This window comes from Cytobacillus sp. Bva_UNVM-123, assembly GCF_046351715.2.
Lineage (GTDB): Bacteria > Bacillota > Bacilli > Bacillales > Cytobacillaceae > Cytobacillus.
Map to the genome: position 1 here is coordinate 2645189 of NZ_CM177772.1, position 25310 is coordinate 2670498.

A 25310-nucleotide genomic window follows, 5' to 3' on the forward strand; every position below is an offset into this window, starting at 1 on the left:
TGTTTTTTGGCAATAAGTTAACTTCTAACAACCCATTTAGGTCTTGTTTGATGAGTGAAAAAGCTATTTCGATGTTTGCGTGCCTCGATTCTCTGTTCACAAAAATCATTTGCTGCTTCCATTGTCGTCATTCTGTTCATACTTGCAAACTCATAAATATGGAGGAGTGAGTTATAAATGGCCTTCGTTTTTTGAAGTACACGCTCTTTATTCGGTGTATACAGTTCATCAGCGACTTGAATTAGCCCACCAGCATTCACGATGTAATCGGGGGCATATATTATTTCCTTTTCCTGCAATATTTTCGCATGTCGCAATTCTAAAAGCTGGTTATTCGCTGAACCAACAATTGCCTTTACTTTTAATTGTGCAATTGTTTCGTCGTTTATGATTCCTCCCATTGCACACGGGACGAATACATCAGCAGTTGTTCCGTAGATTTCATGATTACTTACGACTTTCACCATCCCACCTATCTTCTTTGCTTTTGTCAAGAGACCATCAATTGCGGATTGGTTTATATCCGCAACAAACAAGTCAGCACCAACTTCCAAAAGGCTTTCCGCAACCTTTGTGCCAACCTTGCCAAGTCCTTGAATGGCATATGATTTTCCAGTTAAATGATTCGAACCTGTCAGCGTTCTTATCGTTGCCTGGAGACCATAAATGACTCCCTCAGATGTAGGGATAGAGGAATCACCACTCCCTCCATACACCTCATCAACACCAACGATGCAGTTCGTTTCCTTTAACGAGTGCACAAAATCTTCTGATGTTGTCCCCATGTCTGTACCAGTATAAAAACGACCATTTAATGTTTGAACAAATTGACCGAAAGCTCGAAATAATTCTGGTGATTTATCTTTATGTGGGTCCCCGATAATGACTGCCTTTCCTCCACCGAAATCTACATCAGCAGCTGCACATTTATACGTCATTCCTTTCGATAATCGCAGTACATCTTTTAGAGCAGCCTCTTCATTTTCATAAGGCAACATTCTACAACCTCCTAATGCAGGCCCGAGTGTTGTATTATGAATGGCAATAATCGCTTTCAATCCTGTTGTTTCATCATTGCAAAAAACAACTTGCTCATGCTCTCGAATTTCCGAAAAAATGTTCATCCACATTTCCCCCTTCATATATGTATAAGAAACTGATTGTCAAATTCTTTAAAAAAGCCAATTGCGAATCACTCACTTATGTACTTTCTTATAAAAACCACCCTATTGACAACGCTTACATATTAAACTGTAACTATATGGCATTAATTGTTTAAATCACTTTCTAATAAACGAGCAATCTTGTTCTTTAAAAGAATTACTTGCTTTACCTCTCCAATACCAACCAGTTTTTCACCATTTTTCACAGTAACGTTCGTTTTAACATTATTTCCTTTTAACTCTGAAAGAATCGCTGTAATCGTTAATTTAGAACCAACAGAAGATGGTGACAAATGCTTTACACGAACAGCACTACCCATTCCCTCCTCATCGTCCTCTAAAAAAGGGAGAATGATAAGACGTGATGCCCATTCCATATGATAAATCATTGATACTGTAGAATAAGCTCGGTGAACAACGCTCCCATCAAACTGTGCAAACATATCTGAAGTGACAGTCACCTCAATCGAGGCTGATTGCCCCTCCTTTAGGCCAGGCTTCATTCAATCCCTCCTTTATGATATGACGTTTATTTAACGTAATAATATCATCACGTCTAATGAATAGTCAATAAATTATGAAAATTCCAATAAAAAAGGATTAACTAGCTGCATCGGCATAATTAATCCTTTTCGTATTTAAGATAATAATGCTCGATCACTTGCCATTTTTGAACCTCTAATTCTTTGAAACTCATTTAAAAGCTGCTCAATCGTTAAATTCTCCTTTTCCTTCTCGTCAACTTGGAAAATAATTTGTCCTTTATCCATCATTATTAATCGATTTCCTAGATCTAGCGCCTGCTGCATATTATGTGTAACCATCAATGTCGTTAAGTTATATTTAGAGACAATTTCCTTCGTTAAATTCGTAATTAACTCTGCTCTAGCAGGATCAAGTGCAGCAGTATGTTCATCAAGTAATAGGATTGATGGTTCTGTAAATGTAGCCATTAATAATGATAAAGCCTGCCTTTCTCCTCCTGATAAAAGTCCAACCCTAGCTGTCAAACGATTTTCCAATCCAAGGTGAAGGGCTGCTAGCACCTCTCGAAAATATTCCTTCCGTTTCTTTGTGACTCCTTTTTTTAATGTTCTATTTTTATTTCTTGAATAAGCCAACGCTAAATTTTCTTCAATAGTCATACTTGGAGCAGTTCCTGCCATTGGATCTTGAAAAACACGTCCGATTAATCTTGCTCTTTTATATTCTGACAGCATTGTCACTTTTTGATTATCAATTGTAACCGTTCCAACATCGGGAATCATTACGCCTGAAATAACATTCATTAGTGTGGATTTTCCCGCACCATTACTACCAATTACTGTAACAAAATCACCTTCATGTAATGTTAAATTGATGCGATCTAGCGCGATTTTTTCATCAGGACTTCCCTCATTAAAAACTTTATGAATTTGTGTTAGCTCAAGCATCAACCTCACCCTTTCTTTCTGAAGGCAATGTTTTCATAGAAAGAAATTCTGATTGTTTCTTCGCTTTCCGCCTCTTTTCTCGATAAGAATCAATTACCTTCGGCATAACAAGGGCTAAAATGACGATCGTTGCCGTTATAAGCTTCATATCTCCTGGCTTTAGAAAATCGACGCGCAATGCGAGCGTAACAACAATTCGGTAAATAATCGCTCCCCCAATGACCGCTACTGTTGTTCTCGCAATTGTTTTCGTGCCGAATAATGCTTCACCGATAATAACAGATGCAAGACCGATGATAATCATTCCGATCCCCATTCCCACATCAGCAAAGCCACCTTGTTGTGCAATAAGTGAACCGGAAAAGGCAACCATCGCATTGGAAATCCCTAGTCCCAAAATAACGGTTAGATTCGTATTGGCTGAGAGACTGCGGATCATTCGTTTATTGTCACCTGTTGCGCGAATGGCTAAACCGATCTCAGTCTGAAGAAACTTATCAGTCAAAAATTTTATTGTAAAAGTAACGATAAACATAAAGATTAAGATTCCCCATGTTTTCGGCAAACTATCATCTAAACTAATTCTTGTTAGAATATGATTAAAAAACACATCCATTCCTAATTGAGCCGAAGCATCACTTACATGTGTCATGACTGTATCTGTATTTAAGAGCGGTACATTCGATTTTCCCATTATTCGAAGATTAATTGAATATAAGGCTATCATCATCAAGATTCCCGATAGTAGCGCATTAATTTTCCCAAAAGTATGAAGGATGCCTGTAAGACAGCCTGCGAAAAATCCTGCAATTAGCGCTACCATTGTTGCAACAAACGGATTCACTCCGCTAACAATGAGTGTTGCTGAGACTGCTGCTCCTGTTACAAAACTACCATCGACCGTTAAATCTGGAAAATCGAGCACACGAAAGCTCAAATACACTCCTAGCGCCATAATGGCGTAAATAATTCCAGATTCAAACGCCCCAAAAATAGAAGTGAACATTAATCATCACATCCTTGATTACTCGCCATCATAAAATTCTGCCAGTTTCGCCCATTCTTCATCCACTTCAAGTCCTTGCTCTTCTGCGGCCTTTTTATTAATCATTAATGTTAAACTGCTTGGAAGCTCGACTGGAATGTCAGATGGCTTTTTATTTCCTTTCAAAATTTCTGCAGCCATTTTACCAGTTTGATAACCAAGATCATAGTAGCTGAACCCACTAGCTGCAATGGCACCGCGCTTCATTGAATCTAATTCACCAACGAAAAGTGGCAGTTTCTTACTAATGGCTACTGATATAACTGATTCTAATGCAGATACGACCGTATTATCTGTTGGTACATAGATGGCGTCTACACGTCCGACTAAAGATTCAGCAGCCTGTTTTACTTCAGCAGATGTAGAAACAGACGCTTCTGTTATCGTTGCACCTTTTGCTTCAGCAAGCTTTTTTACTTCCGCAACTTGCACTTCAGAGTTTTGTTCACCCGTATTATAAATAACACCGATTTTCTTTGCCCCTGCTTCTTCAACGATAAAATTAATCGTTCTAGCTGTTCCCTCAGGATGATTATCTGTAGTACCTGTAATATTGTTACCCGGCTTATCAAAAGCTTCGACTAAACCAGCACCAACAGGATCGGTAACAGACGTAAATAATATGGGAATTTCTTTTGTCGCATTTAATGCACTTACTGCACTTGGTGTCGCATTTGCGAATATTAAATCAACCTTATCCCCGACAAAGTTATTCGCAATGGTTTGTGTATTGTTCATATCTGCCTGAGCATTTTGGAAATTGTACTCAATAGTCTCGCCTTCTTTAAATCCCTCATCCTCTAATGCTTTTTTGAATCCTTCTGTTGCTTGATCAAGAGATGGATGAGCAACAAATTGTGAAATCCCAACATGAAATGTTTGCTGTTCATCTCCATTTGTTTTTGATGACTCAGGTGTTGAACCATTACTCTTTTCATCCCTTCCACAACCAGACATAACTAATAAGCTTGTTGCAAGCAAGAAAAAAAATAACTTTAATGTCTTTTTCATTTTTGCAAAACCCCCTTATTTTTGTTATTATTGCCCTTTTAATAGTTCCATAGCATTTTATATGATATCTACTATGAATATCGTAATTATAACGTTATATTAGCACTTGCAGTCAACGATAGTCAATAATATTCTAAAAATTAAATATATTTAGAATAATCATTTTGTACAAGTCTTTTTTAATTGATAGACACAATATTTTCATAAACAATTTGAAAAAGGTGAAAATTAGTTTCCAATTTAAAAACCTTTTGTTATCCTAAAATTATATGATACAATTGATAATTTTTAGACGTGAAATCGGTAGATTGAAAGTGGTGTGAAGAATGGAAAATATTTATTGGATTTTATTCCTTGTTTTTGCTATGTTCATTTCTTTTTTATTTACGAGGAATGATCGTGATGAAAACAACTCTTTTACAAAAAAAGGGTTTATTAAATTAATGATTATTATTTCTATTTTATTTATTTCTGTTGTTATTTTTTACTCCATGGACTTTATTATGTAGCATAAATACGGAAACTAAAACAGGTGCGAGCGATGAATGGATCGCTTGCACCTGTTTTAAAATCAATGTTTACATTATTTTTGAATAGATGATTGCTCGCTCATATACTCTATCTATGAAAGAAGCTCATTAGCTTTGTTAAGTTGCACATGGGCTTCATTCATCATCCTATCTAATAACTGCTGAACAGAAGGTATATCGTGAACCAATCCTGCTATTTGGCCACTATTCATAAAGCCCTCTTCCCCTTTTCCTTGCAGTGCACCAATTAAATGGAAATCCTCAGATGTGAGCGCATTGAACTCCTCTAATGTGATGCCTCTTTTTTCAATGCTTAATAGTTTTTTCGTATACTCTGTTTCTAGTACTCTACGAATTCTTCCTACAGACCTTCCGATTATTACGGTATCAAGATCACTTGCTTCGAGCAGTTTATTCTTGTATTCCTCATGAAAAGGAGCTTCCTTCGTCGCAATTAGTCTCGTCCCCATTTGAACACCGCTGGCTCCGAGGGCAAGTGCGGCAGCAAGCCCGCTTCCATCACCAATTCCACCAGCTCCCACAACTGGTATGTTTACACGCTGTACAATTTGCGGAATAAGTGTGAGAGTGGTCGATTCATAAGAAGAATTTATCCCAGCAGCTTCATATCCTTCAGCGACAATAACATCTGCATGAGCGGCTTCTGCTTTTAATGCTTGTCTGACAGTGGCAACAACAGACATAATTTTAATATTATGTTCTTGAAGAGAGGGAATCAACGGTGCTGGGTTTCCAGCAGAGAGAGAAACTATCGGAATATTATACTTGATGACAAGTGCGAGAATCTCTTTCACGTATGGGGAAACACTTAGCGCAATATTAATGGCAAACGGATGTCTTGTTCTTTTCTTTGTGTCTATAATCATTTCTTCAATTTCTTCAGGAGTCATCGTACCGCACCCAATCGTTCCTAATCCGCCAGCTTCCGAAACAGCTGATGTTAATAATGCATTGCTAATATTCCCCATTCCACCTTGAATAATTGGATATTTTATTTTTAAAAGAAAAGTTAACGGATTCAATAGAACCTCCTTTAAAATTATTCTGTCATAAGCGGATGATCAAGTACGTTATAATCAACATCTTTAGCACTTAATTTATTTCCTTCTTGAAAGACACTTTCAAAAAAGCGGGACGATGGCTCAGCCAATTCTTTGTAATAATCACTAAATAAAACGGCGGCATGATTTCCAAGCCATTGGTCTGGAAGCAATTGTTCAGGCAGACCAGGATCAACGAACAGAAATTTTCGATATTCGTGAACAAGTTTTGTTCGTTCCACAAAACATTCTGCATCCGTTTTATTCCCTTTTTGAATTTTATTTTTATCAATTATATATTTTTGACTATATTCAGAAATAAATTGCTGATACTTTCCATTTATCTCCTCAAGATTCCAGCTTTTATTAACTAAACGTCCGTTTTCATGTGGGCCTGCATATTCTGCGATAAAAAAATCTACATAGTTTTCAATATCATATTTCTCGATTAAATCATACACTTGTTTTTCAAGATTATTTGCTGATATCCAACAGCTATTAGAAAGCATGCCAAATCCGCTCCAGACAAGCTCCTTTCTAAGCTCATCCCGAACGTTTCGTATTTCCTCAGGGATCGTATACATAAACATTCGCCATTGTCCATCCCATTTTTCTGGCGCCAGTTTAAAAATTCGCTTCGCTGCTTCATCAATTCGTTTTTGTCCGCGATCAGTAAGTGAATAGTAGCTTTTATTGCCTATTTTCTCAGACTGAACCCAACCCTGTTTATTCATTCTAGATATGGCAGCTCGAACAGATTGATCATTATGTCCAAATTCACTTAACAATCGAATTAGGCTCCCTATCCATATTTTACTACCATAATGGGAAATATAATCTCCATATAATGTAAAAATCATTGAGCGAGTATTCATATTTCTCATTCCCCATTTCATCATCTTCGTTGTTCGGTAATATTCCGTTATATCATGATTCTACTATATTTGGATAAGCTATCACAAATTCACAGTTGTACAACCCTCCAGTACGAAGAAATGGTAGAAAAATATCCTAAAGGGATTCAATGAAGCAACATGACGAATAGTTCATGTTTTTAAACCCTTTTAACGATCGTCGATATTCCCTGTCCCACTCCTACACACATTGTAGCCAGACCAAATGTTGCCTTCCTTCTTCTCATTTCATATAAAAGAGTCGTCAAAATTCGTGCGCCACTTGCTCCTAATGGGTGTCCAAAAGCTATAGCACCACCATTGACATTCACTTTTTTTTCATCCATTTTTAGTTGCTTTATACATGCTAGACTCTGTGCAGCAAATGCTTCATTTAGTTCAATTAAATCAATCTCTTCCATTAATAGGCCTGCCCGTTTTAATGCTTTTTCTGTAGAAAAAACAGGACCAACTCCCATTAAAGATGGATTTAATCCTGCTGTTGCGGAAACAACATATTTCGCTAATGGCTTTATTTGCAGCTGTCTTGCCTTTTCGGCCGACATTAATAACAGTGCAGACGCCCCATCATTAATCCCAGAAGCATTTCCAGCAGTTACAGTACCATTTGGGAATATTGGTTTAAGCTGAGATAGCTTTTCGAAAGTTGTTTCTGGCCGAGGATGTTCATCATGTGTCACGTAAATTTCTTCACCTTTTGGCCCCATATATGTTACGGGAATAATTTCTTCATTTAGCTTTCCTGATTTCATCGCCATTTCTGCTTTTAATTGACTTTCTAATGCAAAGCGATCTTGCTCTTCACGTGAAATATTGTACTTCTTCGCCACGTTTTCAGCGGTCTCAGGCATACTTTCCGTACCATACATCCTTTTTAATTTATCATTCGGAAAACGCCAGCCAATTGTCGTATCAACATACTCCATATTCCCTCTTGGAAAAGCAACCTCTGGTTTTGCCATGACAAATGGAGAACGAGTCATGCTCTCTACTCCTCCAGCAATAAATACCTCACCTTCATTCGCTAAAATCGCCCTCGCCGCATAATGTACCGCATCCAAACCTGATCCGCAAAGTCGATTAATGGTTGTACCTGTAACAAGTTCTGGCAATTCAGCTAATAAGGCAGACATGCGGGCAATATTTCGGTTATCCTCACCAGCTTGGTTCGCATTACCAAAAACAACTTCCTCAATTTCTAACGGGTCAACCTTTGGATTACGCTGTAGTAAAGCTTGAATGACAATTGCTCCTAAATCATCTGGTCGAACTTTTTTTAATGCTCCATTATAGCGACCAAATGGTGTTCGTACTCCATCTACAATAACTACCTCTCTCACCTTTATCACACCTCATTAATGGAATAATCATAAACACCTTTACCCGACTTTCTGCCAAGACGTCCAGCCCTTACATATTGTTCCAATAATGGAGCAGGTCGATATTTTTCCCCGAGCTTTTCATGTAAATACTTTAAATTATTTAAGCGCGTATCTAATCCTACAAGGTCCCCGAGCTCGAATGGTCCCATCGGAAAATTCAATCCGAGCTTTATCGCTTTATCAATTTCTTGCGCGGTTGCGACGCCCTCTTGGAGCATGAAAAATGCTTCATTACCAACAAGAGCACTAATTCGACTCGTCACAAATCCAGGGAATTCATTTATAACAACGGTCTCTTTTCCCATTATGCTTGCGACTGCTTTTACTGCTTCTATCGTTTCCTCGGACGTTTCAAGACCTTTAATAATTTCAACCAACGGCATTTTATGAACAGGGTTAAAAAAATGCATCGCAATGACTTTATCCGGTCTTTTCGTGAATGATCCAAGTTCAGTTGGACTCATTGTCGAAGTATTTGTAGAAAAAATACAATTGTGTGGTGCATGCTGGTCAATAATTTCAAATATATTTTTTTTGATATCTAATACTTCAGGCACGGCTTCTATTACGAAGTCAGCCTCCCTAACATGCTTTGAAAGGCTGATTGAGTATTCGAGTTTTCCCTTTGCTTTCTCCATTTCTCCTTGCGAAAGTTTTCCCCGAGATACTCCTTTAGCAAAAATCGATTCAATTTCTTGTCGTGCTTTCACTAATTGATTCTCATTAATATCAATTAAAGTTGTATGAAAACCACCTATAGCGCTGACGTAAGCAATTCCTCGCCCCATTACACCTGAACCAATCACCACAATATTTTTCAACAGTATCACCTCATTCCTAGCTATGTTTAGAAAAACCGCATCATTATAAGTTAGTTGGTTATTTGAAACGACTTTACTTGTTGACTAGCAACGATATTCATTATTTGCCTTGAAAAAATGGTTTTCTTTTTTCCAAAAATGCAGTTACTCCTTCAATATGATCACTTGTTAAACCAGCAACTCGCTGACTTTGTGCATCTCTTTCAAGACTTTCGGCAAGAGTTGAATTCCAGCTTTTTTTAATATTTTTCTTAATAAGCCCTATCGCTTTTGTTGGCATAGCTGCAAGCTTCTCTGCAAACATCGTAATCTCATCAGACCATTGCTCTTGCGGAATTACTTTTGTTGCTAGACCTATTTCCTTTGCCTCCTGTGCGGAAATTTTCTCACCTAAAATAGCAAGTTCAAGGGCTTTCGCTTGACCAATCAGTCTAGGCAAATAATAGAGATTCCCTGCATCTGGTACTAGGCCGACGTGAATAAAAGCTTGGATAAAGCTTGCTTTATCAGATAGCAAGCGAAAATCACATGCAAGTGCAAGACTTAATCCCGCACCTGCTGCGACTCCGTTAACCGCTGCGATTATCGGCTTTTCGCAATGATCAATAGCTTTTACCATCGGATTATAGTTTTTTCGTAAAACCTCGCCATGATCCATATTCTCTAGCACACCTTCCAAATCTTGACCAGAGGAGAATGCACGGCCTTTCCCAGTAATAACAAGACAACGGACATTTTCAGCTTTGCTTGCTTGTTTGACGGCTAGCTCCACATCTTTATTTAACTGTGCAGTAAAAGCATTCAATTTATCAGGGCGATTTAACGTGATCCAAGCAATATTATTGTGTGTTTCATACTCTACAAATTCAAACATTTTTTTATGTAGCCTCCTTTATTTTCCTTTAAAGTTCGGCTTTCGTTTCTCTTGAAATGCTTTCATCCCTTCCTTTTGATCCTCTGAAGCGAAAAGCAGGTAAAAGTTCTTACGCTCGAAATGCATCCCTTCATTTATAGGAGAGTCTATCGCTTTCAGGACAGATTCTTTAATAAGCCTAACTGCTAGTGGTGCCTTTTCGGCCATTTGCTTTGCTAGTTTTATTGTTTCTTCCATTAATACTTCTTGCTCGACTAAGCGATTAACAATTTCGAATTGATAAGCATCTTGAGCCGAGAATCGTTCCCCCGTAAGGAGCCATTCCATTGCTTTTGTTTTTCCAACTAACTTCGTTAATCGCTGCGTCCCCCCGGCACCAGGCATTACACCGAGATTTACTTCTGGGAAGCCAAACTCTGTATCTTCTGCAGCTAACAACAAGTCACAGCAAAGGGCGAGCTCGAACCCACCGCCAAGGACAAAGCCGTGTACAGCTGCAATTATCGGCTTTTTAATCATGGCAAGCCGATCCCAATCTTTAAATTGATTGCGAATCTCAAAATCTACAGCATGATCATTTGCCATTTCAGCAATATCGGCTCCTGCTGCGAAAGCTCTCCCTTTTCCACTTAAAATAATGACACGAATATGTTCGTCACGCTCAAAACATTCCATAGCAAATAGAATTTCAGAGACCATCTGACGATTAAGTGCGTTTAATACTTGTGGTCGGTTTAACGTGATGAATCCTAACTGCCCATCGATTGTAACTTCAATATGTTCATAGACTTTATCCATTCACTTCCTCACCAATCATTAATGTAATGAGATCGCCAGCGAACTTCATCGCATCTTTTCCAGACGCCTTTCCTTCATCCGTTCTCATGGCAGTCTGTAATGCTTCATGACTGTCATAAACCATTTCACACATTAAATAGTATTTTCCATCTCCTCCCATAGGACTGCCCACAATTTTCGTTACTTCCATTTTACGAAGGCCAGGAATTTTCGCAGTTAATGGACCGTGTACATTAAAATAATGCTCATCAAAAGCCTCTTTATTTTCTGGGTGTTTATATAAAGCAATTAACTTAACCATTCATCTCATCCTTTCTAATTTGGAAGATAGTTTTTTTAAATTTGATTTACGGAATATATGAGCGTTTTCCACATTTTATCAGCGACTTTCCGCATTTTATCAGCGACTTCCGCGATTTATCAGCGGCTTTCACGATTTTATCAGCGAATTCCGCAATTTATCAGCGACTCCCTGCTCCAATCGGCAGCTTACATCAATGTCGATACAGGTTTCATCGCTTCAAATGGATTTTTGCATGTTTTACAATAAAGAATACTGCGACAAGCAGTTGGACCAAAAATATTTTCAATTGTCGTGAAGGTTGACTCACAAAATGGACAATTCACATGCCATTCGCCTGTTTCACTTATGTGCTTTGGTGGTGGTGCAATTCCAAATTGCTTTAAAGCCTCTTTTCCTTTATCGGTAATTCGCTCTGAAGTCCATGGTGGGTCGTAAATAAACTGAACATCAATCTGAGCAAACGGATGCAATTTACTCACTTCTTGAATAACATTATTTCGAATAATCTCTAGTGCTGGGCAGCCCATGAAGGTTGGAAGAAGATCAATAATAACTGAAGACTCGCTCACCTTAATGTTTTCGACCATTCCTAGGTCAACGATAGAAATGGTTGCAATTTCAGGGTCTTTTACATGATGGAGCGAATGAAGAACCACATTTTTTAAATGCTTATTTGCTGACATGGTTTCAACTCCTTTATCAACATTAACGCCCCTCCCTAATACAAACTACTTCACTCACATTCTAGTTTTTTAACTACCAGTTTGCTGTAGGATTCATGTTATAAACTTCAGCAAGCACGGCTAATGCTGCTTCTAGATCTGCAGTGTGCTCTCCATTACGCCCATTTCCTTGCTTCATATAAAATAATTCAGGCATTGATAAATGAACCGAATCGAAAACTGGCTGCATCGTTTGCCTCCACCTTTTCTTTAAAAAGTCTTCACCATCGATCAGCTTCAGCTTTGTCATTTCACTACCTAATGGACCGAGTGTTAAAACTCCTTCGAAATCATCAAACACTTTCAATACTGCATCTTCCATCTTACGCCTTGCCTCACCCCCTGCACTCATTAATTGGATAAACCATGTTTTCCAATGGAGAAGGTGGTAATAAAGCTCCATATTTACGTTTATAGCTATATGTGCCAATGGTTTATAAGAAGAAGTTTTTAAGGAATCCATCCGGATTTTTTTTGTTTGTGTATAAAAATAATTTCTGACAACGGCAAATGCCCAGTCATATTTTGGCTTTAATAAATAGTGACCAGGACCATTAACTAATTCAAGCAAAACTGCATTTTTTCGTTCATTTACTGGTCTTGCATGTGCTAAATCATCGACATTCCCTTCGCCAAGCTCCTCTAATAGCTGGTAGAACATAGCTGCATGCCCCATTGTATCTTGACTTATTGACGAAAAGGCGACATCCTCCTCAATATGGGGGGCAAGGCCAAGCCATTCAGAACCTCTAAAGGCAAGAATGAAATCATCATCAGCAAGCTGATAAAGTAAGTCTGCTAATACGAGCTTTTCCTTTTCATCCCAACTCGTCTGTTCATTCATTTTCACGTACATTCATCCCTCCCCAAGAAAGAATTTCTTTTTCATCCAAAATATCTTGTTCATACTGACGCCACTTTTTTCTTAAATAACCGTATCCTTTCGTATTGCGGTAATCCTTATTATTTAATCGCACGAGAGATTGTTTTTCTGCAAGGGACATTTTTCGAATATGAGAGCGATTAACGACCCAAATATCTGCAACTGGTTCCCTTCTCATAAAGTTTTCTTGTGCCATGACAAGTGCAAGTTCTTCATTTGGAGCTAACAGCGAAAATTGATATTGCAATGGGGATGTATCCGTCCTTCTACTAAACACTTCAAATTCTTGATAAAAACCTCCATTTGACAATTATTTCCCTCCATTCTATTTGTGTTCTATTTTTTTAATTAAGTTTGTGATTGGAGAATGTAACTTTGTGTGATTCTGCTAAATGATTGGATGTTTTTTATTAAAAGGGGAAACAGTGCCTTAGTTTACGTAACTTAATGCTTCACGCACCCATTGATTTTCATAATAAGTGGTTTGACGAAGTTCTAATCGCTCCTTCGATTTCGGACCATTATTTTTAATAATTTCCTTGAAGCGATCCCAGTCTGGCTGTTTATAAATCCAAAGCTGTTGATCTTTATTAAAATGCAAGGTTTCGTCTGGAATCGTGAGCCCTAATGATAATACTCGTGGAATGTATTTTGAGAAAAAGATTTGTCTTAGCTCTTCATTTGTTTTTGAACGAATTTTGTATTTAATTGTCGTATCTTGCTTGGAAGTTCCTGTCGTTCTAGCATCAATCGGCCCAAAAAACATTAATAACGCTTCCCACCATCTATTTACTGCCTCCTGAACCATTTTCCTTTGCTCTGAAGTGCCTTCTGCCAATGCCATAATGATTGCCTCTCCATGTTGAGCATGAAAAACCTCCTCCGCACAAATTCTTTTCAATGCTCGCGCATATGGCCCATAAGAAGCATCAAGCATATTTGTTTGAGATATAATCGCTGCTCCATCAACTAGCCAACCGATAAGACCAGCATCTCCCCATGTCGGTGCCTCCATATGGAAAACATTATGAAACTTTAGCCTGCCACTAAATAAATCTTCCATTATCGTTTCTCTATTCTTGCCTATAGGCTTCATTAAATCCTCTACAACTCTTAGCAATAATTGTCCATGTCCCATCTCATCCTGTACCTTCGCCATGATTCCAAGCTTTCGCTTTAATGATGGTGCTTTTGGTACCCATTCCTTTTCAGGAAGTGCCCCCATAATTTCACTAATTCCATGCATGGAAATCAATTTAATTAACGCAACCCGGTAATCATCCGGCATCCAATCGTCTGCTTCAATTTTTTCACCAGCTTGAATCCGTATTAAAAATTGCTCATATTTCTCTTTCTCTGTTAAGGACTCATTAAAAATTGTTTCCGACAAAAGCTTCACCCCCAAAACGATTTAGTATCATAAATTTCAAACATTAAACTATACTTTATATGACGTTAAATTGTCGTTATGTTTTTTTAGTGTCATACATTTAACATAAAGATACAGTGTAAATATGGTAAAGTCAATAATATTCTGAAAATTGTATACATTTACTCATTTTCAAGTTCTGTACCAAATGAGTGATCAGCAAAAACACCTTTCATCTATTTAAAGATATCCAGGTGCTTCACATAAAGGTCTATTATTTTTTCTATCTTGTAATCTTCTCTGAAATATTGTCAAAATGATAATATTCCCTTTTAGAACGTTGAAACACAAACTTATTCAAAAATAATCCTAAAATGAATAAACCAAACGACCCTCCAATGATAACAAAACGAATCGATATTATTTCTGCGATAAAACCAAAAGCAATAGTAAAAATAATAATGAAAAGTGCCTCTATCATCCCAAACATGCTTGAAAAACGCCCCATAATCTCAACAGGTACATTGTTTTGATAAAAAGTTAAAAATCCCGTATTTGCAAAAGACAATGAAAACGTTAAGATAAAAAAACCAAGAGCAGCAGCAAAAAAACTATCTGAAAAAGCATATATTATATAGCCAATTGCTGTAAAAATCGTTCCAACACCAATTAACCTATTTAACATTAATTTCTTAGCAAACATTGTATTCAAAATCGATCCGACAATGATGCCCCCTCCTGCTATGCTGACAAGAAACCCATATGTGCTATCAGAAAGATAAAGAACCTCCTTTGCAAAAGCCGCTTCCAATGAATCTAGGGCGGTCATAAAAACGGTAACTCCACTAAAAAGTAAGTATACTGTTGCTACGTATATAGAACTCTTGCTAAAACTTATTACGTATTGCCAGTCTTTTTTTATCATCATCCAGGAAACTTTCGAGCTTTCAGCTTTTTTCTCTTTCTCCACATTTGGTAAAAGCATAATAATTAGTCCTGAGATAACTAATGCTATAGCATTTAGCTTAATGGCCAAAAATGGGGTACCAACTAGAAACAGTAGTCCAGCGATAGAAGGACCGAGGAGAAATCCACAGGAATTAATAAAATTTCTTAATGCATTAAAACGTTGACGGTCTTTTTTCGGAATAAGCTTTGTCATATAAACCATTGAGGTTGGAGCAAAAATCGAACCAGCTATATTAATAATAAATACTAAAACATAAATCAAAGTTAAAGATGTTATAGAAGGAAGCAAAAAAATACAACATGCTCTAAAAAAATCAAGAAAAATCATTAATGTACGTTTATTTATTCGATCAATAAAGCTTCCAGACCAAAAATTAGAACATAATGTTGCCATTGGAACTAAAACATACAGGGCTGCTACAGCAAGAGGAGAGTTTGTCTTTGCTAAAATAATTAAATTCAATGCAATTAAATAAATCCAAGCACCAATATTTGATATTCCAATTCCACATAATAGTAAAGCGGGATATTTCCACAATTTAAAGGGGATTTTATTCATTTCGATTCCACTCCATCTTCTAGTTAGAAAATAAAAAAATCTCACCTCCAAGACAGTTGTCTTGGGGACGAGATTTTGGAATCCATTCGCGGTGCCACCCCAGTTTGTCTCTATGTCACCACAGAAACCTTATTAAGTACTGCATCGATAAGAATGCACTACTCAATCTCAATAACGGGAGAATCCGGTACATAATCTACTAAGTTCCTATGTACAGCTCAGAGACTTGCTTCAATGAGTTAATTCACCCTCCTTCTCAGCTTCGGAGGTCTCTGTAGTGATTAAGTTCATTTACTCTTCTCATCATTGCTTATAAATTGCTAACTATATTACCAAAAATTTGCGCGATTTGTAAAGTCTTTTAGAGTAAAATCTATGTAATTGTTTACTTCCAATCTTTCATTCGCTTAATAAATTTATTTTTCCAGTTTGATAGTAATGTCTTCTCACCTTTAGCCACTTTTTGCTTATGCCACTCATTATAACTAGCTACCGCAATAAGAATGGAGCCCGCAAAAAGTAAATAAGCCCACCATGGTAAATGGCCCCAAAAAGGTTTTGTTTGCAGCAAAACATTTAATAATAAAACGCCAGAACCAACGAAGAAATACGATTTAACACGGAGAAACATACCTGCTAATAAAGAAATTAACGCTAAAATCCCTAAAATAATGGCATCAAATATCGTTGAACTTGCGTGAGCATCCACAATTAATACGAGGGATACAATAACTAAAATCCCCCACTGCAATGAACTAGTAAACTTTCTAAATTTATCCTTTAAGCTTAGACGAATAAAGATGATTAATGCAATGAAAGGAAGTACATTCATCTCCACTTCGATAAGCCTTGGTATGTGAAGCTTATTTATAACCGCATAATATGGCTGTAATAACTGAATTCCAGCTAATATGAACGGAAGCCACGAAAATCTAATTCCAACTCTGTCCCGCTGTAAAAAGAATAAAATACTGAGCAATAGTCCTGGAACTACTTGTGTCCATAACTCAGCCGTCTGCAAGACATACATCATACAGAAGAATGGAAATGCGAAAATGGAGTAACTATCAAATTTTACGTGCTTGTCTTCTTTGATAAATATTTTCTGATATAGTAATTGACCGCTAACCATTAAAGCAACTCCAAATAGCCCAGCAAGGATATATTTAGCTGAAATATCCAATCCTCCTACAAATAGAAACCAAACAGTCCCGATTAATATTTGAAATAATGGCAGCAAGACAAAAGTGTCTTTTTTTATGATATGCAAAAAGATCATAAGTCCAATAGCATATATGAGCATCGTGATAAATGAAAGCATGTCAAAAGGATAGCTTACAATAAACCTAAAAATCCCAATTAATGAAAAAGGAATAAAAAAATACATTAATCTTTGTTTATTCAGCTTATTGGTTGCAGCCCAATAGATGATCACCGCAATGCTCGTAAGTAAATAAGCATATTCCGTATATTTCCCTCCACCTAAATGCTCGATCCCTGTTGAAAACACGATAAACAATGATCCTAGAGCACAGTAAAGAAAGACCTTCATTTTCCATTCTTGAGTAGACACTCTAAAACTAAGCCAATAAGCAGCCATTGCTAAGATAAAAGTCCAAATTGAGTTTTCCCAATAGATGATAAGAGTTGTGAACAATGCAATTGGAAAGTAAACATGACCGATCCAAGCAAAACCCTTTGCAAGCTGAACATCCTTTTTATGAAGTAAATAACTAATTGCCAGTAGTAACATCCCACCGATGCCAAGTCGAGTCCAAATAAATAAGCTATTATCGAAACCTTTCAAATGGAGAGAAAACAAGATTGAAAAATAAGCTATTAATGATAAGCATGCAATTATAAATGGAACCCACTTATATTTTGTGAAAAAGTACAATGATAAATAAATTCCAACTCCTACTACTAAAATAAATGGACGCATCCAAACATCATTTACAGGTAAAAAGATAGCGTTTAAAATCGCCAAAGTATAAAACCCCTGCCCGATAAAATACACATTGCTCGTAAATGAAGCCATTTTTCTCATCTTCAAAAGATAGCTTAAGAGAAACAGGGAAACACTTCCTAGCACAGCATTCATGGCAAAACCAAAATGGATTTCATAATAATAAAATCTACTGCTCAATTCTTCGCCAAAAGCCATAAAAGCAAAGCCAATTGATAATGGAATCAGCCAAGGAAAAGCTAGCAAATAAACGCTGCGTTTTTCTACCCGATATGCAAAATATAAAGAAATGCCAGCAAGTAAAAACATAAACCCACTATGAAGCCAATATTGCAGCATTAAACTTAATAAAATCGAAAAAAACATAATAGCCAATCCAATATCTCGCGAACTTGCATGAATCATATTTATTAATGGGTGTTTTACAAAACATCCGACTACAATGAATAAGACAAAACCAATCATGAAAATAGGCAGCATGATATAAGAAATAACAAAAATTTTATGAATGATAAGGACAAGCTCAAATAAAGCTGTCGCAAGGAAGATCGGGCTTAAATAAACGAATAAACCATTTTTCATGACATTCGCTAAATAAGTATATTGGACAGCCATAATGAAATATGCAAGTACAAGGACAAAGGACGGCTCATTCATTTTCAATAGAATTCCTTCAATACTTATGAAAATAAAGGCAAGTGCTGACACAACCGCACTCGTAATCCGAAATATTTTTCCCCAATGATACTCACGATCTAACACCCTTGGAACAGCTAAAAAACCAACTCCAACTAACGCATAAATAACAGGAGCAAACCCATCTAGGATAGAGTGTTCTATGAGCTGATAAGCACCATAAACAACCATTACACTAAATACAAAATGGAATTCCTTCCTCCCAGCTACATACACCATCGATAAATAAACAGCAGCGGTTAAAAGAATGTTAACACTGTATAATATTGGACTATTAAAGAAGACAAGCATAAATAAAGTCGACAGAATTAAACTAATTTGAGCAAAATAGACGAGCTCCTTTGTAAAGAGCTTCATTTTCTCCCTCGTTTTTAGCCAATGAAAGCAAACAATAAGTAAGGCATTGTAAATCATCATTCCTAAGTAGAACCCGTCCTGTTCCAAATGTAATGCAGCGAGAAGAAATCCTACAAATGCGGTAAGTGCTATGTATGAAAACCAAACGAATAATCTCGATTTTAGTTGTTTTGCAAAAAGTGCATATACAGGGATAAGCATCAAGCTTCCCATTACACCAAGGATAAACCTCCCTTCTCCATAAAAAGAAAAGTAAGCTCCAAATAATTCAAACCAGCCGATCGAAAGAACAAAAATTGGAAGAAATAAACTGCCAAGAACGATAAAAGCAAATCCGGTTTTCTCAATTTTTATGAATTTTTTTGCAATAAAAGCCATCCCGTAAAATAGAACTGAAATGAATGCAATTGAACTAGTTTTCATGAAATTGGGCATAATTTCCCAATTGCTTGTTGCAACGTATAACCCACCAATAAGTAATAATATGACCCCTAAATTAAGCAGCCAAGAAATATTTCTTTCTCTCATCTGCTCTGGAGTTGCTTTATTTTTTATTACTTTTTTTACTGTTGGAGCAGTTTTGTTTAAAGCCTCGGGCTTTTTTATAAGTCTTTGCTCAACTGTTTCAGCCTTCTTAGGCACTTGAATTGCTTCTATTTCTACGTTTGCACAAAATTTTGTATAAGCTTTCATTGTCTTTACATAATCTTCCTCTGAAATATACTCTCCTTTTTTCATCTTAAATAATTCATTACGGAAAATTTCTCTCTTCATCTCATTCGAAGGGATGCTCACTGACAAACACCTACCATTTCACAGTAAAAACATGATCATGTTGGTGTAATTTTACACTATTTTCACTTAATATTTCAAGACTAATTTGCATTTTTCATATAGTCTAATTAATATTTCTTTTGAACTCATTTCAGCCATATACATTCATATCACTAAGTAATAATGTATAATTGACTTTTGCTTAAATAGTAAAAAGCTGTTCCATAATTTCGGCTTTCACCTATGAAACAGCTTGAATGATTAACGTTAAGTTATTCCTTATCTTCTGAAAAATCTTTGTTTTGATCATTAACTTGGCTTGATGATCTGTTTAAATCTGATAAGTCCGTTTCCTCTCCAAATTCAGTCCCATAGCTTGGTTTGTCAAACCTATGGTTTGATGTGACTTTATTGTCCTCCCTTATCGGCTCAAACAAGAGTGTTATACAGGCAAGTCCACTTAGACCTACTAAACCATAAATGACTCTCGATAAGAAGGAAGTTTGTCCACCAAATATGGCAGCCACTAAATCAAACTGAAAAAATCCAATGAGACCCCAATTTATTGCACCAATGATTGTAAGAGCTAGGACGATTCGACGTAATGTTGTCATTCCAATACACCTCCTTTCGCAAGCAAGAGTTGCCATCATTACTTTTTATCTTTTGGAGTAAACAATCTTTTCATACAAAAATAATGAAATATTTCTGAAGCGTTAGCTTACAGATAAAAAGACGAGAGGTTGACATAAAAGTCAACCTCTCGCCAAAAACCTTTTTTTCATAAACAAAAATAGGAAGAAAAAGAATATTGCACTAGAGCCTCGTATAAAGCTTGAAATGGTCATCGCAATATTCATACTAGTTTGCTCAAGAAGAAAGACACCAAATTGCGGAGCAATAAAGGCAATAAGGGCAAGCAATATATTATAATTCGAAATGCAGATAGTACGATTGTCTTCCTTCGTTACTTCTAAAAGTTGGTTAAATAGTAAAAGTACAGTTCCAGAAACGAACAGCCCTGATGAAAAATTCACAAAAACGAGATAAACCATATTTGTCGATAAAATCGTTAAAAACGGAGTACTTCCCATCCCAATAGAAACGAGAATTAACATTTTTGCATTACTATGTTTATCAGCCATTCTTCCCCACCAATTATAGCTTGCAATTTGAGCAAGCTGGTTAGCAACAGTAAATAAACTAATCCATAGAGCCGTAGCTCCTGCATATTTTATTTGATAAATATTGAATAATGACCAAGCCATTTGCCAGCCAAAATTAAAAAACAAACTACAAATTAAAAAGTAAACGAAAGGCTTATGCTTAAATACATGTAAGCCAAGGTCTAGCTTCTTACTCTGCTTCTTTTGTCTAACTGCTTTTTTCGGTTCCTTATGCTTCATTAAATAACGAAATTCAATAGTCCCAAAAATAAAAGCAACTAAAAATAAAAGTTGGAATGGCAATGCGTTATTTTGATTAAATAACTGAAGTAGAATCCCAACTGTGAAGGTAGAAATCATGCCAATGATGGTCATAATTTTATTTCTCTCACTAAAAAAGGCGCTTCTTCTTTCATCTGGAATAATATCACCAATAAAGGACTGCCAACTTAAGTTTGCAAAAGAACCTGGTAAATTCATAAGTCCAACTAGCAAAACAAATGCCCAGCTACGATAATCCGCAGGTATGTAGATAATCAAAAACATTATTAGTAAAAACATGCGGGTTGATAAGAAGGAAAACGCAGTAAATTTCTTTTTTTCTTCTAATCTATTAATAATGAGAGACCCAATAAGCATCGCAAACATCCCAATAAATTGTGGCAAGGAGCTAATTAATCCAACTTGATAATTGCTTGCGCCTAAAACGCTAATAGCAAAAAGGGGAAAATAATTATTACTAATATTTAAGATTATCGTTGTAGCAATTCCGTTCCGAATACTAAATTTTTCATTTAATTTTGTCAGGGTATGGGAATGATTCATTCGGTCAACTTCTTTCAGAAAGAAAATACATTATATATTTCGTGAACCTAAATAATTGATATCATAATCTGTCCCGACAAAAGATGCAATAGCTATTCGTCATTTATTTTCAAAAAACAAATAGGCTTTCCAAAAAGGAAAGCCATGACACTTATTCATACGATTTGATCATTTTATTTTCAGCTAACTTGATTATTTTTTCCTGTGATCATCATAAGTGCTTCTTCATTTCTTGCAATTTTTGTTAGATGGGCATCAAGACGCTGATTGATGACAAGCAACTCTTCACTAAAAACCTTGAGGGACGTTCCTTTTAAAAATTGAAAAAAATCATGGAATTCCTCTTTTTGATATATTTCCATGCGGTCCACAATTTCTTTAATATCTGATAAATCTATTTGATTTACTTCCACCCTATGCTCAATACTATCAAGCTTTTCAAGTTTTTCTAACCTATTTTCTATTCCTTTTATATTTTGGCCAATATCAACAAGATGGCTTTTTAAATCATTCATATCATCAAGTATTTTTTTTAATATCTCCTCCATTATTATCCGCTCCTTGTTTTTTTGTATCTCTATCATACAACGTTATGTAATTGGAATCTGTGGATATTTTTTTACAATTCACTATTTTCCCAAATACTTGTAAATTATTAAGTTGACTTTCAAAAAAACCTTGTTCTACTATATAGTTCTCCAAAAATGGAAATCATTCCTTGCCCACACAAAAAAACCTAGATGCGTTATCTAGGTTTTTTTAATCATTTATCATTCACTTTTTTTCCAAATATTTCAGCTTCTAATCTTCTTCCTGTCGGTGTTGCAGCAAGTCCACCTTCTGCTGTCTCCCTTAAAGCTGAAGGCATCGTTTGTCCAATTAAAAACATTGCATGAATGACCTCATCACATGGGATTCGACTTTTAATTCCAGCTAAAGCCATATCTGCAGCAGTCATGGCGTTTGACGCTCCCATAGCATTTCGTTTTACACATGGAACTTCAACTAATCCTGCTACAGGGTCACAAACTAAACCAAGCATGTTTTTTAGGGTAATGGCCATCGCTTCTGCCGCTTGAGCTGGAGTACCACCAGCCATTTCAACAATAGCTGCAGCAGCCATGCCACTAGCAGAACCAACCTCTGCTTGACATCCTCCGGCAGCACCTGAAATCGATGCATTATTCGCCACGACAAAACCAAATGCAGCTGATGTAAATAGGAACTCAATCATTTCAGTCCGTGAAGGCTTTAAAACTTCCTTTACTGCAAATAAAGTCCCAGGAACGACGCCAGCTGATCCAGCAGTCGGAGTTGCGCATATTGTACCCATTGCAGCATTGACTTCATTTGTCGCGACGGCTTTACTTACCGCATCTAGGAGGATATGACCTGATAAAGCTTTTCCACTTTTTATATAATTTTGTAGGAGAACGGCATCACCGCCTGTAAGTCCTGAAACAGACGTGACCCCATTAAGGCCTCGTTCAACAGCTTGTTCCATAACGGTTAAGTTAGTATCCATTTTTGCCATTATTTCTTCTCTGGATAACCCAGTGACTTCTATTTCCTGCTGAATCATAATTTCAGCCGTTTTTACTTGTTTGCTTTCAGCAAGCGCAACAAGCTCTGCTACATTACGAAATAACATTCTCTCACCCCTGATTCTCTGCTGTTTAATTAATCCACCATTCTAATAATTTGCGTGACATTAGGAATTTTTTCTATAACATTAAGAATTTGTCGATCAATTTTTTGATCTACCTCAATTATCATTAAAGCCATTTTTCCCTTTTCTTTTCGAGATACTTCCATATGTCCAATATTAATCTGATGAATGGCCAAGATTTGTGTAACGGCGGATATGACTCCGAATTGGTCATTATGAACAACTAAAATGGCCGGATGCTCCCCTGATAGCTTTAATTTGAATGAGTTGAGTTCAATAATTTCGATTGTTCCTCCACCAATGGAAATACCAACAACTTCTAAATCTCCATCATCATCATATAAATTAATGCGAACTGTATTAGGGTGCTCGGTTATTGTCTCTTCTATTGAGAAGACAACTTCTATCCCTGCTTCTTCAGCAAGCTTGAGTGAAGTTGGTATTCGTTCATCAAATGTATCAAAATCTAATAGCCCACCAACAATTGCCACATCAGTACCGTGACCTTTATATGTTTTGGCAAATGACCCATATAATGAAATCACAGCTTTTTTTGGCTGACGATTAAATAATGTTCTTGCAACTCTGCCAATACGGGCTGCGCCTGCTGTATGCGAGCTCGAAGGTCCAATCATCACTGGACCGATAATATCAAACGCGGATCTATATTTCATATTAATCGCCTCTCAATTGTCGTTATTTATAAATTTTCTGTCAGATGATAATGTAAAACCTTTATGGGCTAAAGCCGAAATAAAACACTTATGCACGTTTTACAACTAGATGTGGCAATTAGCCTGTGAACCCTGCCACTCGTCGTGCTCCCTAGCTTCAAGTGTCATCGGCTTAGGTCAGTCTAGTTTATACGTCGCTGACCAAGGTACTTGCGCTTTTCTTATGCTCCGCAAATTCCTCAGTCTGAAACTCGTTCATTGTTCGAATTTTTTGTAAGTAATTATAAATTGTAAACTTAGAAACACCAAGAACCGTTGCAACATAATCAGTCGCTCCTTTAATAAGGAATGTCCCCTTCACTTCTAATTGCCGAACACAATCAACTTTTTCATCCAAAGTCATTAAGGAAGGGGCTTTTTTAAATCCATGCAACACTTGTTCAACCATTTCATGTGTTACATCTTGAATAGATGTAAAAAAGCTTTCCGTTTTCTCCTGCTGATCCTCAAAATTAATAAATTGTTCAATTTCACCGCCAAACTGGATAAAAAGACTAATATCATAATTAATACATAAAGCTCCAATCACCTTATTTTCACGATCACGTAAAAAAATTGTCGCCGATTTTAATATATTTCCTTTTTTCGTTTGTGTTTTATAGCTTGGAATATCTTCAATTTCTTTATTATGTTTGGCAAGTTCATTGAGGACAAGATCTGTTATTGGAGAGCCTATTTCTCTACCGGTAACATCACCTGCAAGATGGATAAGAGATTTCTTTAAATCTTTGAAATCATGTACAGCTACTTCACATCTTGACCCAAACATTTTTACAAGCATATCGGCTGTTCGAATCGCTAAATCAAAAATCTGTTTATGCTCCTCCCTCACATTTGACACTTCCCTTCTAAAGAAAATAATATCACAACAAATAATTAATTAAAATAATATTTTAATAGCTACAAAAATATTGGAACACATTGTGCATATGCAATAGGGCAACGTCTCAAATAATTGTTTCTTAAATAACAAAAACCATAGCTTTAATGAACGGCTATGGTTTTTGTCTTATAGATTTTTTAATAATAAGTTTAGTTTATTTACTCTCTCTGCCTTTTCTTCTTCCGTTGATAAATCAAATTTTTTCAATAAATGAAATACCTCATTTAAAATAGACTGAGTATGCTCCTTTTGAAAAAAATCTTCAAATAAAGGAGCTAGGTCAGATGGAAGAAATTCTGCCTGCTGTTCAAACTTTAGCTTTACATCTTCGTATGAATGGTCTAGTTTACACTCACTCATTTGCTTCTCCCCCTTCTATTTATGATGTATATTATTTTACTA

At 36.4% G+C, this 25310-nt stretch carries 26 protein-coding genes and 1 other annotated feature; of the genes, 1 reads left to right on the plus strand and 25 read right to left on the minus strand.

The genetic code is table 11. The features are described 5' to 3' along the window. Positions 1-17 precede the first annotated feature (17 nt). From KDN24_RS13190 to KDN24_RS13210, 5 genes are all read right to left on the minus strand, one after another. Positions 18-1124, minus strand: a complete 1107-nt coding sequence (locus KDN24_RS13190; RefSeq protein ID WP_409973802.1) for a Leu/Phe/Val dehydrogenase — start codon at positions 1122-1124, stop codon at positions 18-20. 143 nt (positions 1125-1267) lie between these two features. Continuing rightward, positions 1268-1666: a thioesterase family protein gene (locus KDN24_RS13195; RefSeq protein ID WP_409973801.1), complete on the minus strand. Its 399-nt coding sequence runs from the start codon at positions 1664-1666 to the stop codon at positions 1268-1270. Positions 1667-1801: 135 nt separating this feature from the next. Next, positions 1802-2596, minus strand: a complete 795-nt coding sequence (locus KDN24_RS13200; protein WP_409973800.1) for an ABC transporter ATP-binding protein — start codon at positions 2594-2596, stop codon at positions 1802-1804. Beyond that, a complete protein-coding gene (locus tag KDN24_RS13205) occupies positions 2589-3602 on the minus strand; it encodes an ABC transporter permease (RefSeq protein WP_409973799.1) in 1014 nt (337 codons plus the stop codon). Before KDN24_RS13205 ends, KDN24_RS13200 begins: the two co-directional genes overlap by 8 nt. Positions 3603-3620: 18 nt before the next feature. Beyond that, positions 3621-4652 carry an ABC transporter substrate-binding protein gene (locus KDN24_RS13210; protein WP_409973798.1) on the minus strand — a complete coding sequence of 344 codons (1032 nt, stop codon included), beginning with the start codon at positions 4650-4652 and terminating at the stop codon, positions 3621-3623. Between the two features lie 326 nt (positions 4653-4978). On the opposite strand from KDN24_RS13210, the gene KDN24_RS13215 reads away from it, so the two are divergent. Next, positions 4979-5161, plus strand: a complete 183-nt coding sequence (locus KDN24_RS13215; RefSeq protein ID WP_409973797.1) for a hypothetical protein — start codon at positions 4979-4981, stop codon at positions 5159-5161. 113 nt (positions 5162-5274) lie between these two features. Here KDN24_RS13215 and KDN24_RS13220 read toward each other — a convergent pair whose 3' ends face one another. The 20 genes from KDN24_RS13220 to KDN24_RS13315 all read right to left on the minus strand — a co-directional run bounded on the left by KDN24_RS13220 (position 5275) and on the right by KDN24_RS13315 (position 25268). Beyond that, a complete protein-coding gene (locus KDN24_RS13220; protein ID WP_409973796.1) occupies positions 5275-6225 on the minus strand; it encodes an NAD(P)H-dependent flavin oxidoreductase in 951 nt (316 codons plus the stop codon). A 17-nt stretch (positions 6226-6242) separates the two neighbouring features. Next, complete coding sequence (gene paaX, locus KDN24_RS13225) at positions 6243-7118, minus strand: phenylacetic acid degradation operon negative regulatory protein PaaX (protein WP_409973795.1); 876 nt, start codon at positions 7116-7118, stop codon at positions 6243-6245. A 179-nt stretch (positions 7119-7297) separates the two neighbouring features. Then, positions 7298-8497 (minus strand): acetyl-CoA C-acyltransferase, encoded by a 1200-nt coding sequence (locus KDN24_RS13230; protein ID WP_409973794.1) that lies wholly within the window; start codon positions 8495-8497, stop codon positions 7298-7300. Between the two features lie 5 nt (positions 8498-8502). Next, complete coding sequence (locus tag KDN24_RS13235) at positions 8503-9327, minus strand: 3-hydroxyacyl-CoA dehydrogenase (RefSeq protein ID WP_491348484.1); 825 nt, start codon at positions 9325-9327, stop codon at positions 8503-8505. Positions 9328-9460: 133 nt separating this feature from the next. Beyond that, positions 9461-10234, minus strand: coding sequence for an enoyl-CoA hydratase-related protein (locus KDN24_RS13240; protein ID WP_409973793.1), 774 nt, complete (start codon positions 10232-10234; stop codon positions 9461-9463). Positions 10235-10252: 18 nt separating this feature from the next. Then, positions 10253-11032: an enoyl-CoA hydratase-related protein gene (locus KDN24_RS13245; protein ID WP_409973792.1), complete on the minus strand. Its 780-nt coding sequence runs from the start codon at positions 11030-11032 to the stop codon at positions 10253-10255. Next, entirely contained in the window at positions 11025-11333 is a 309-nt protein-coding gene (locus KDN24_RS13250; protein ID WP_409973791.1) for an EthD family reductase, read from the minus strand. Before KDN24_RS13250 ends, KDN24_RS13245 begins: the two co-directional genes overlap by 8 nt. 188 nt (positions 11334-11521) lie before the next feature. Then, complete coding sequence (gene paaD / locus KDN24_RS13255; protein WP_409973790.1) at positions 11522-12019, minus strand: 1,2-phenylacetyl-CoA epoxidase subunit PaaD; 498 nt, start codon at positions 12017-12019, stop codon at positions 11522-11524. A gap of 73 nt (positions 12020-12092) precedes the next feature. Continuing rightward, positions 12093-12914, minus strand: a complete 822-nt coding sequence (gene paaC / locus KDN24_RS13260; RefSeq protein WP_409973789.1) for a 1,2-phenylacetyl-CoA epoxidase subunit PaaC — start codon at positions 12912-12914, stop codon at positions 12093-12095. Beyond that, complete coding sequence (gene paaB / locus KDN24_RS13265) at positions 12895-13251, minus strand: 1,2-phenylacetyl-CoA epoxidase subunit PaaB (RefSeq protein WP_409973788.1); 357 nt, start codon at positions 13249-13251, stop codon at positions 12895-12897. The genes paaC and paaB overlap by 20 nt, the downstream gene beginning before the upstream one ends. 120 nt (positions 13252-13371) lie before the next feature. Further along, complete coding sequence (gene paaA / locus KDN24_RS13270; protein ID WP_409973787.1) at positions 13372-14331, minus strand: 1,2-phenylacetyl-CoA epoxidase subunit PaaA; 960 nt, start codon at positions 14329-14331, stop codon at positions 13372-13374. A 262-nt stretch (positions 14332-14593) separates the two neighbouring features. Beyond that, positions 14594-15838, minus strand: coding sequence for an MFS transporter (locus KDN24_RS13275; RefSeq protein ID WP_491348039.1), 1245 nt, complete (start codon positions 15836-15838; stop codon positions 14594-14596). A 60-nt stretch (positions 15839-15898) separates the two neighbouring features. After that, positions 15899-16154 (minus strand) — a binding site (T-box leader). A gap of 69 nt (positions 16155-16223) precedes the next feature. Then, a complete protein-coding gene (locus KDN24_RS13280; protein WP_409973785.1) occupies positions 16224-19652 on the minus strand; it encodes an SCO7613 C-terminal domain-containing membrane protein in 3429 nt (1142 codons plus the stop codon). 251 nt (positions 19653-19903) lie between these two features. Further along, entirely contained in the window at positions 19904-20245 is a 342-nt protein-coding gene (locus tag KDN24_RS13285) for a DUF378 domain-containing protein (protein ID WP_409973784.1), read from the minus strand. 141 nt (positions 20246-20386) lie between these two features. Beyond that, on the minus strand, positions 20387-21622 hold the full coding sequence (locus tag KDN24_RS13290) for an MFS transporter (protein WP_409973783.1): 1236 nt from the start codon (positions 21620-21622) through the stop codon (positions 20387-20389). A 179-nt stretch (positions 21623-21801) separates the two neighbouring features. Then, complete coding sequence (locus KDN24_RS13295) at positions 21802-22170, minus strand: hypothetical protein (RefSeq protein WP_409973782.1); 369 nt, start codon at positions 22168-22170, stop codon at positions 21802-21804. Positions 22171-22385: 215 nt separating this feature from the next. Next, positions 22386-23273 carry an L-serine ammonia-lyase, iron-sulfur-dependent, subunit alpha gene (sdaAA, locus tag KDN24_RS13300; RefSeq protein WP_409973781.1) on the minus strand — a complete coding sequence of 296 codons (888 nt, stop codon included), beginning with the start codon at positions 23271-23273 and terminating at the stop codon, positions 22386-22388. 29 nt (positions 23274-23302) lie between these two features. Continuing rightward, complete coding sequence (gene sdaAB / locus KDN24_RS13305) at positions 23303-23965, minus strand: L-serine ammonia-lyase, iron-sulfur-dependent subunit beta (RefSeq protein WP_409973780.1); 663 nt, start codon at positions 23963-23965, stop codon at positions 23303-23305. A 187-nt stretch (positions 23966-24152) separates the two neighbouring features. Further along, on the minus strand, positions 24153-24857 hold the full coding sequence (locus KDN24_RS13310; protein ID WP_409973779.1) for a helix-turn-helix transcriptional regulator: 705 nt from the start codon (positions 24855-24857) through the stop codon (positions 24153-24155). A gap of 177 nt (positions 24858-25034) precedes the next feature. Next, positions 25035-25268 (minus strand): hypothetical protein, encoded by a 234-nt coding sequence (locus KDN24_RS13315; RefSeq protein ID WP_409973778.1) that lies wholly within the window; start codon positions 25266-25268, stop codon positions 25035-25037. Between the last annotated feature and the right edge of the window lie 42 nt (positions 25269-25310).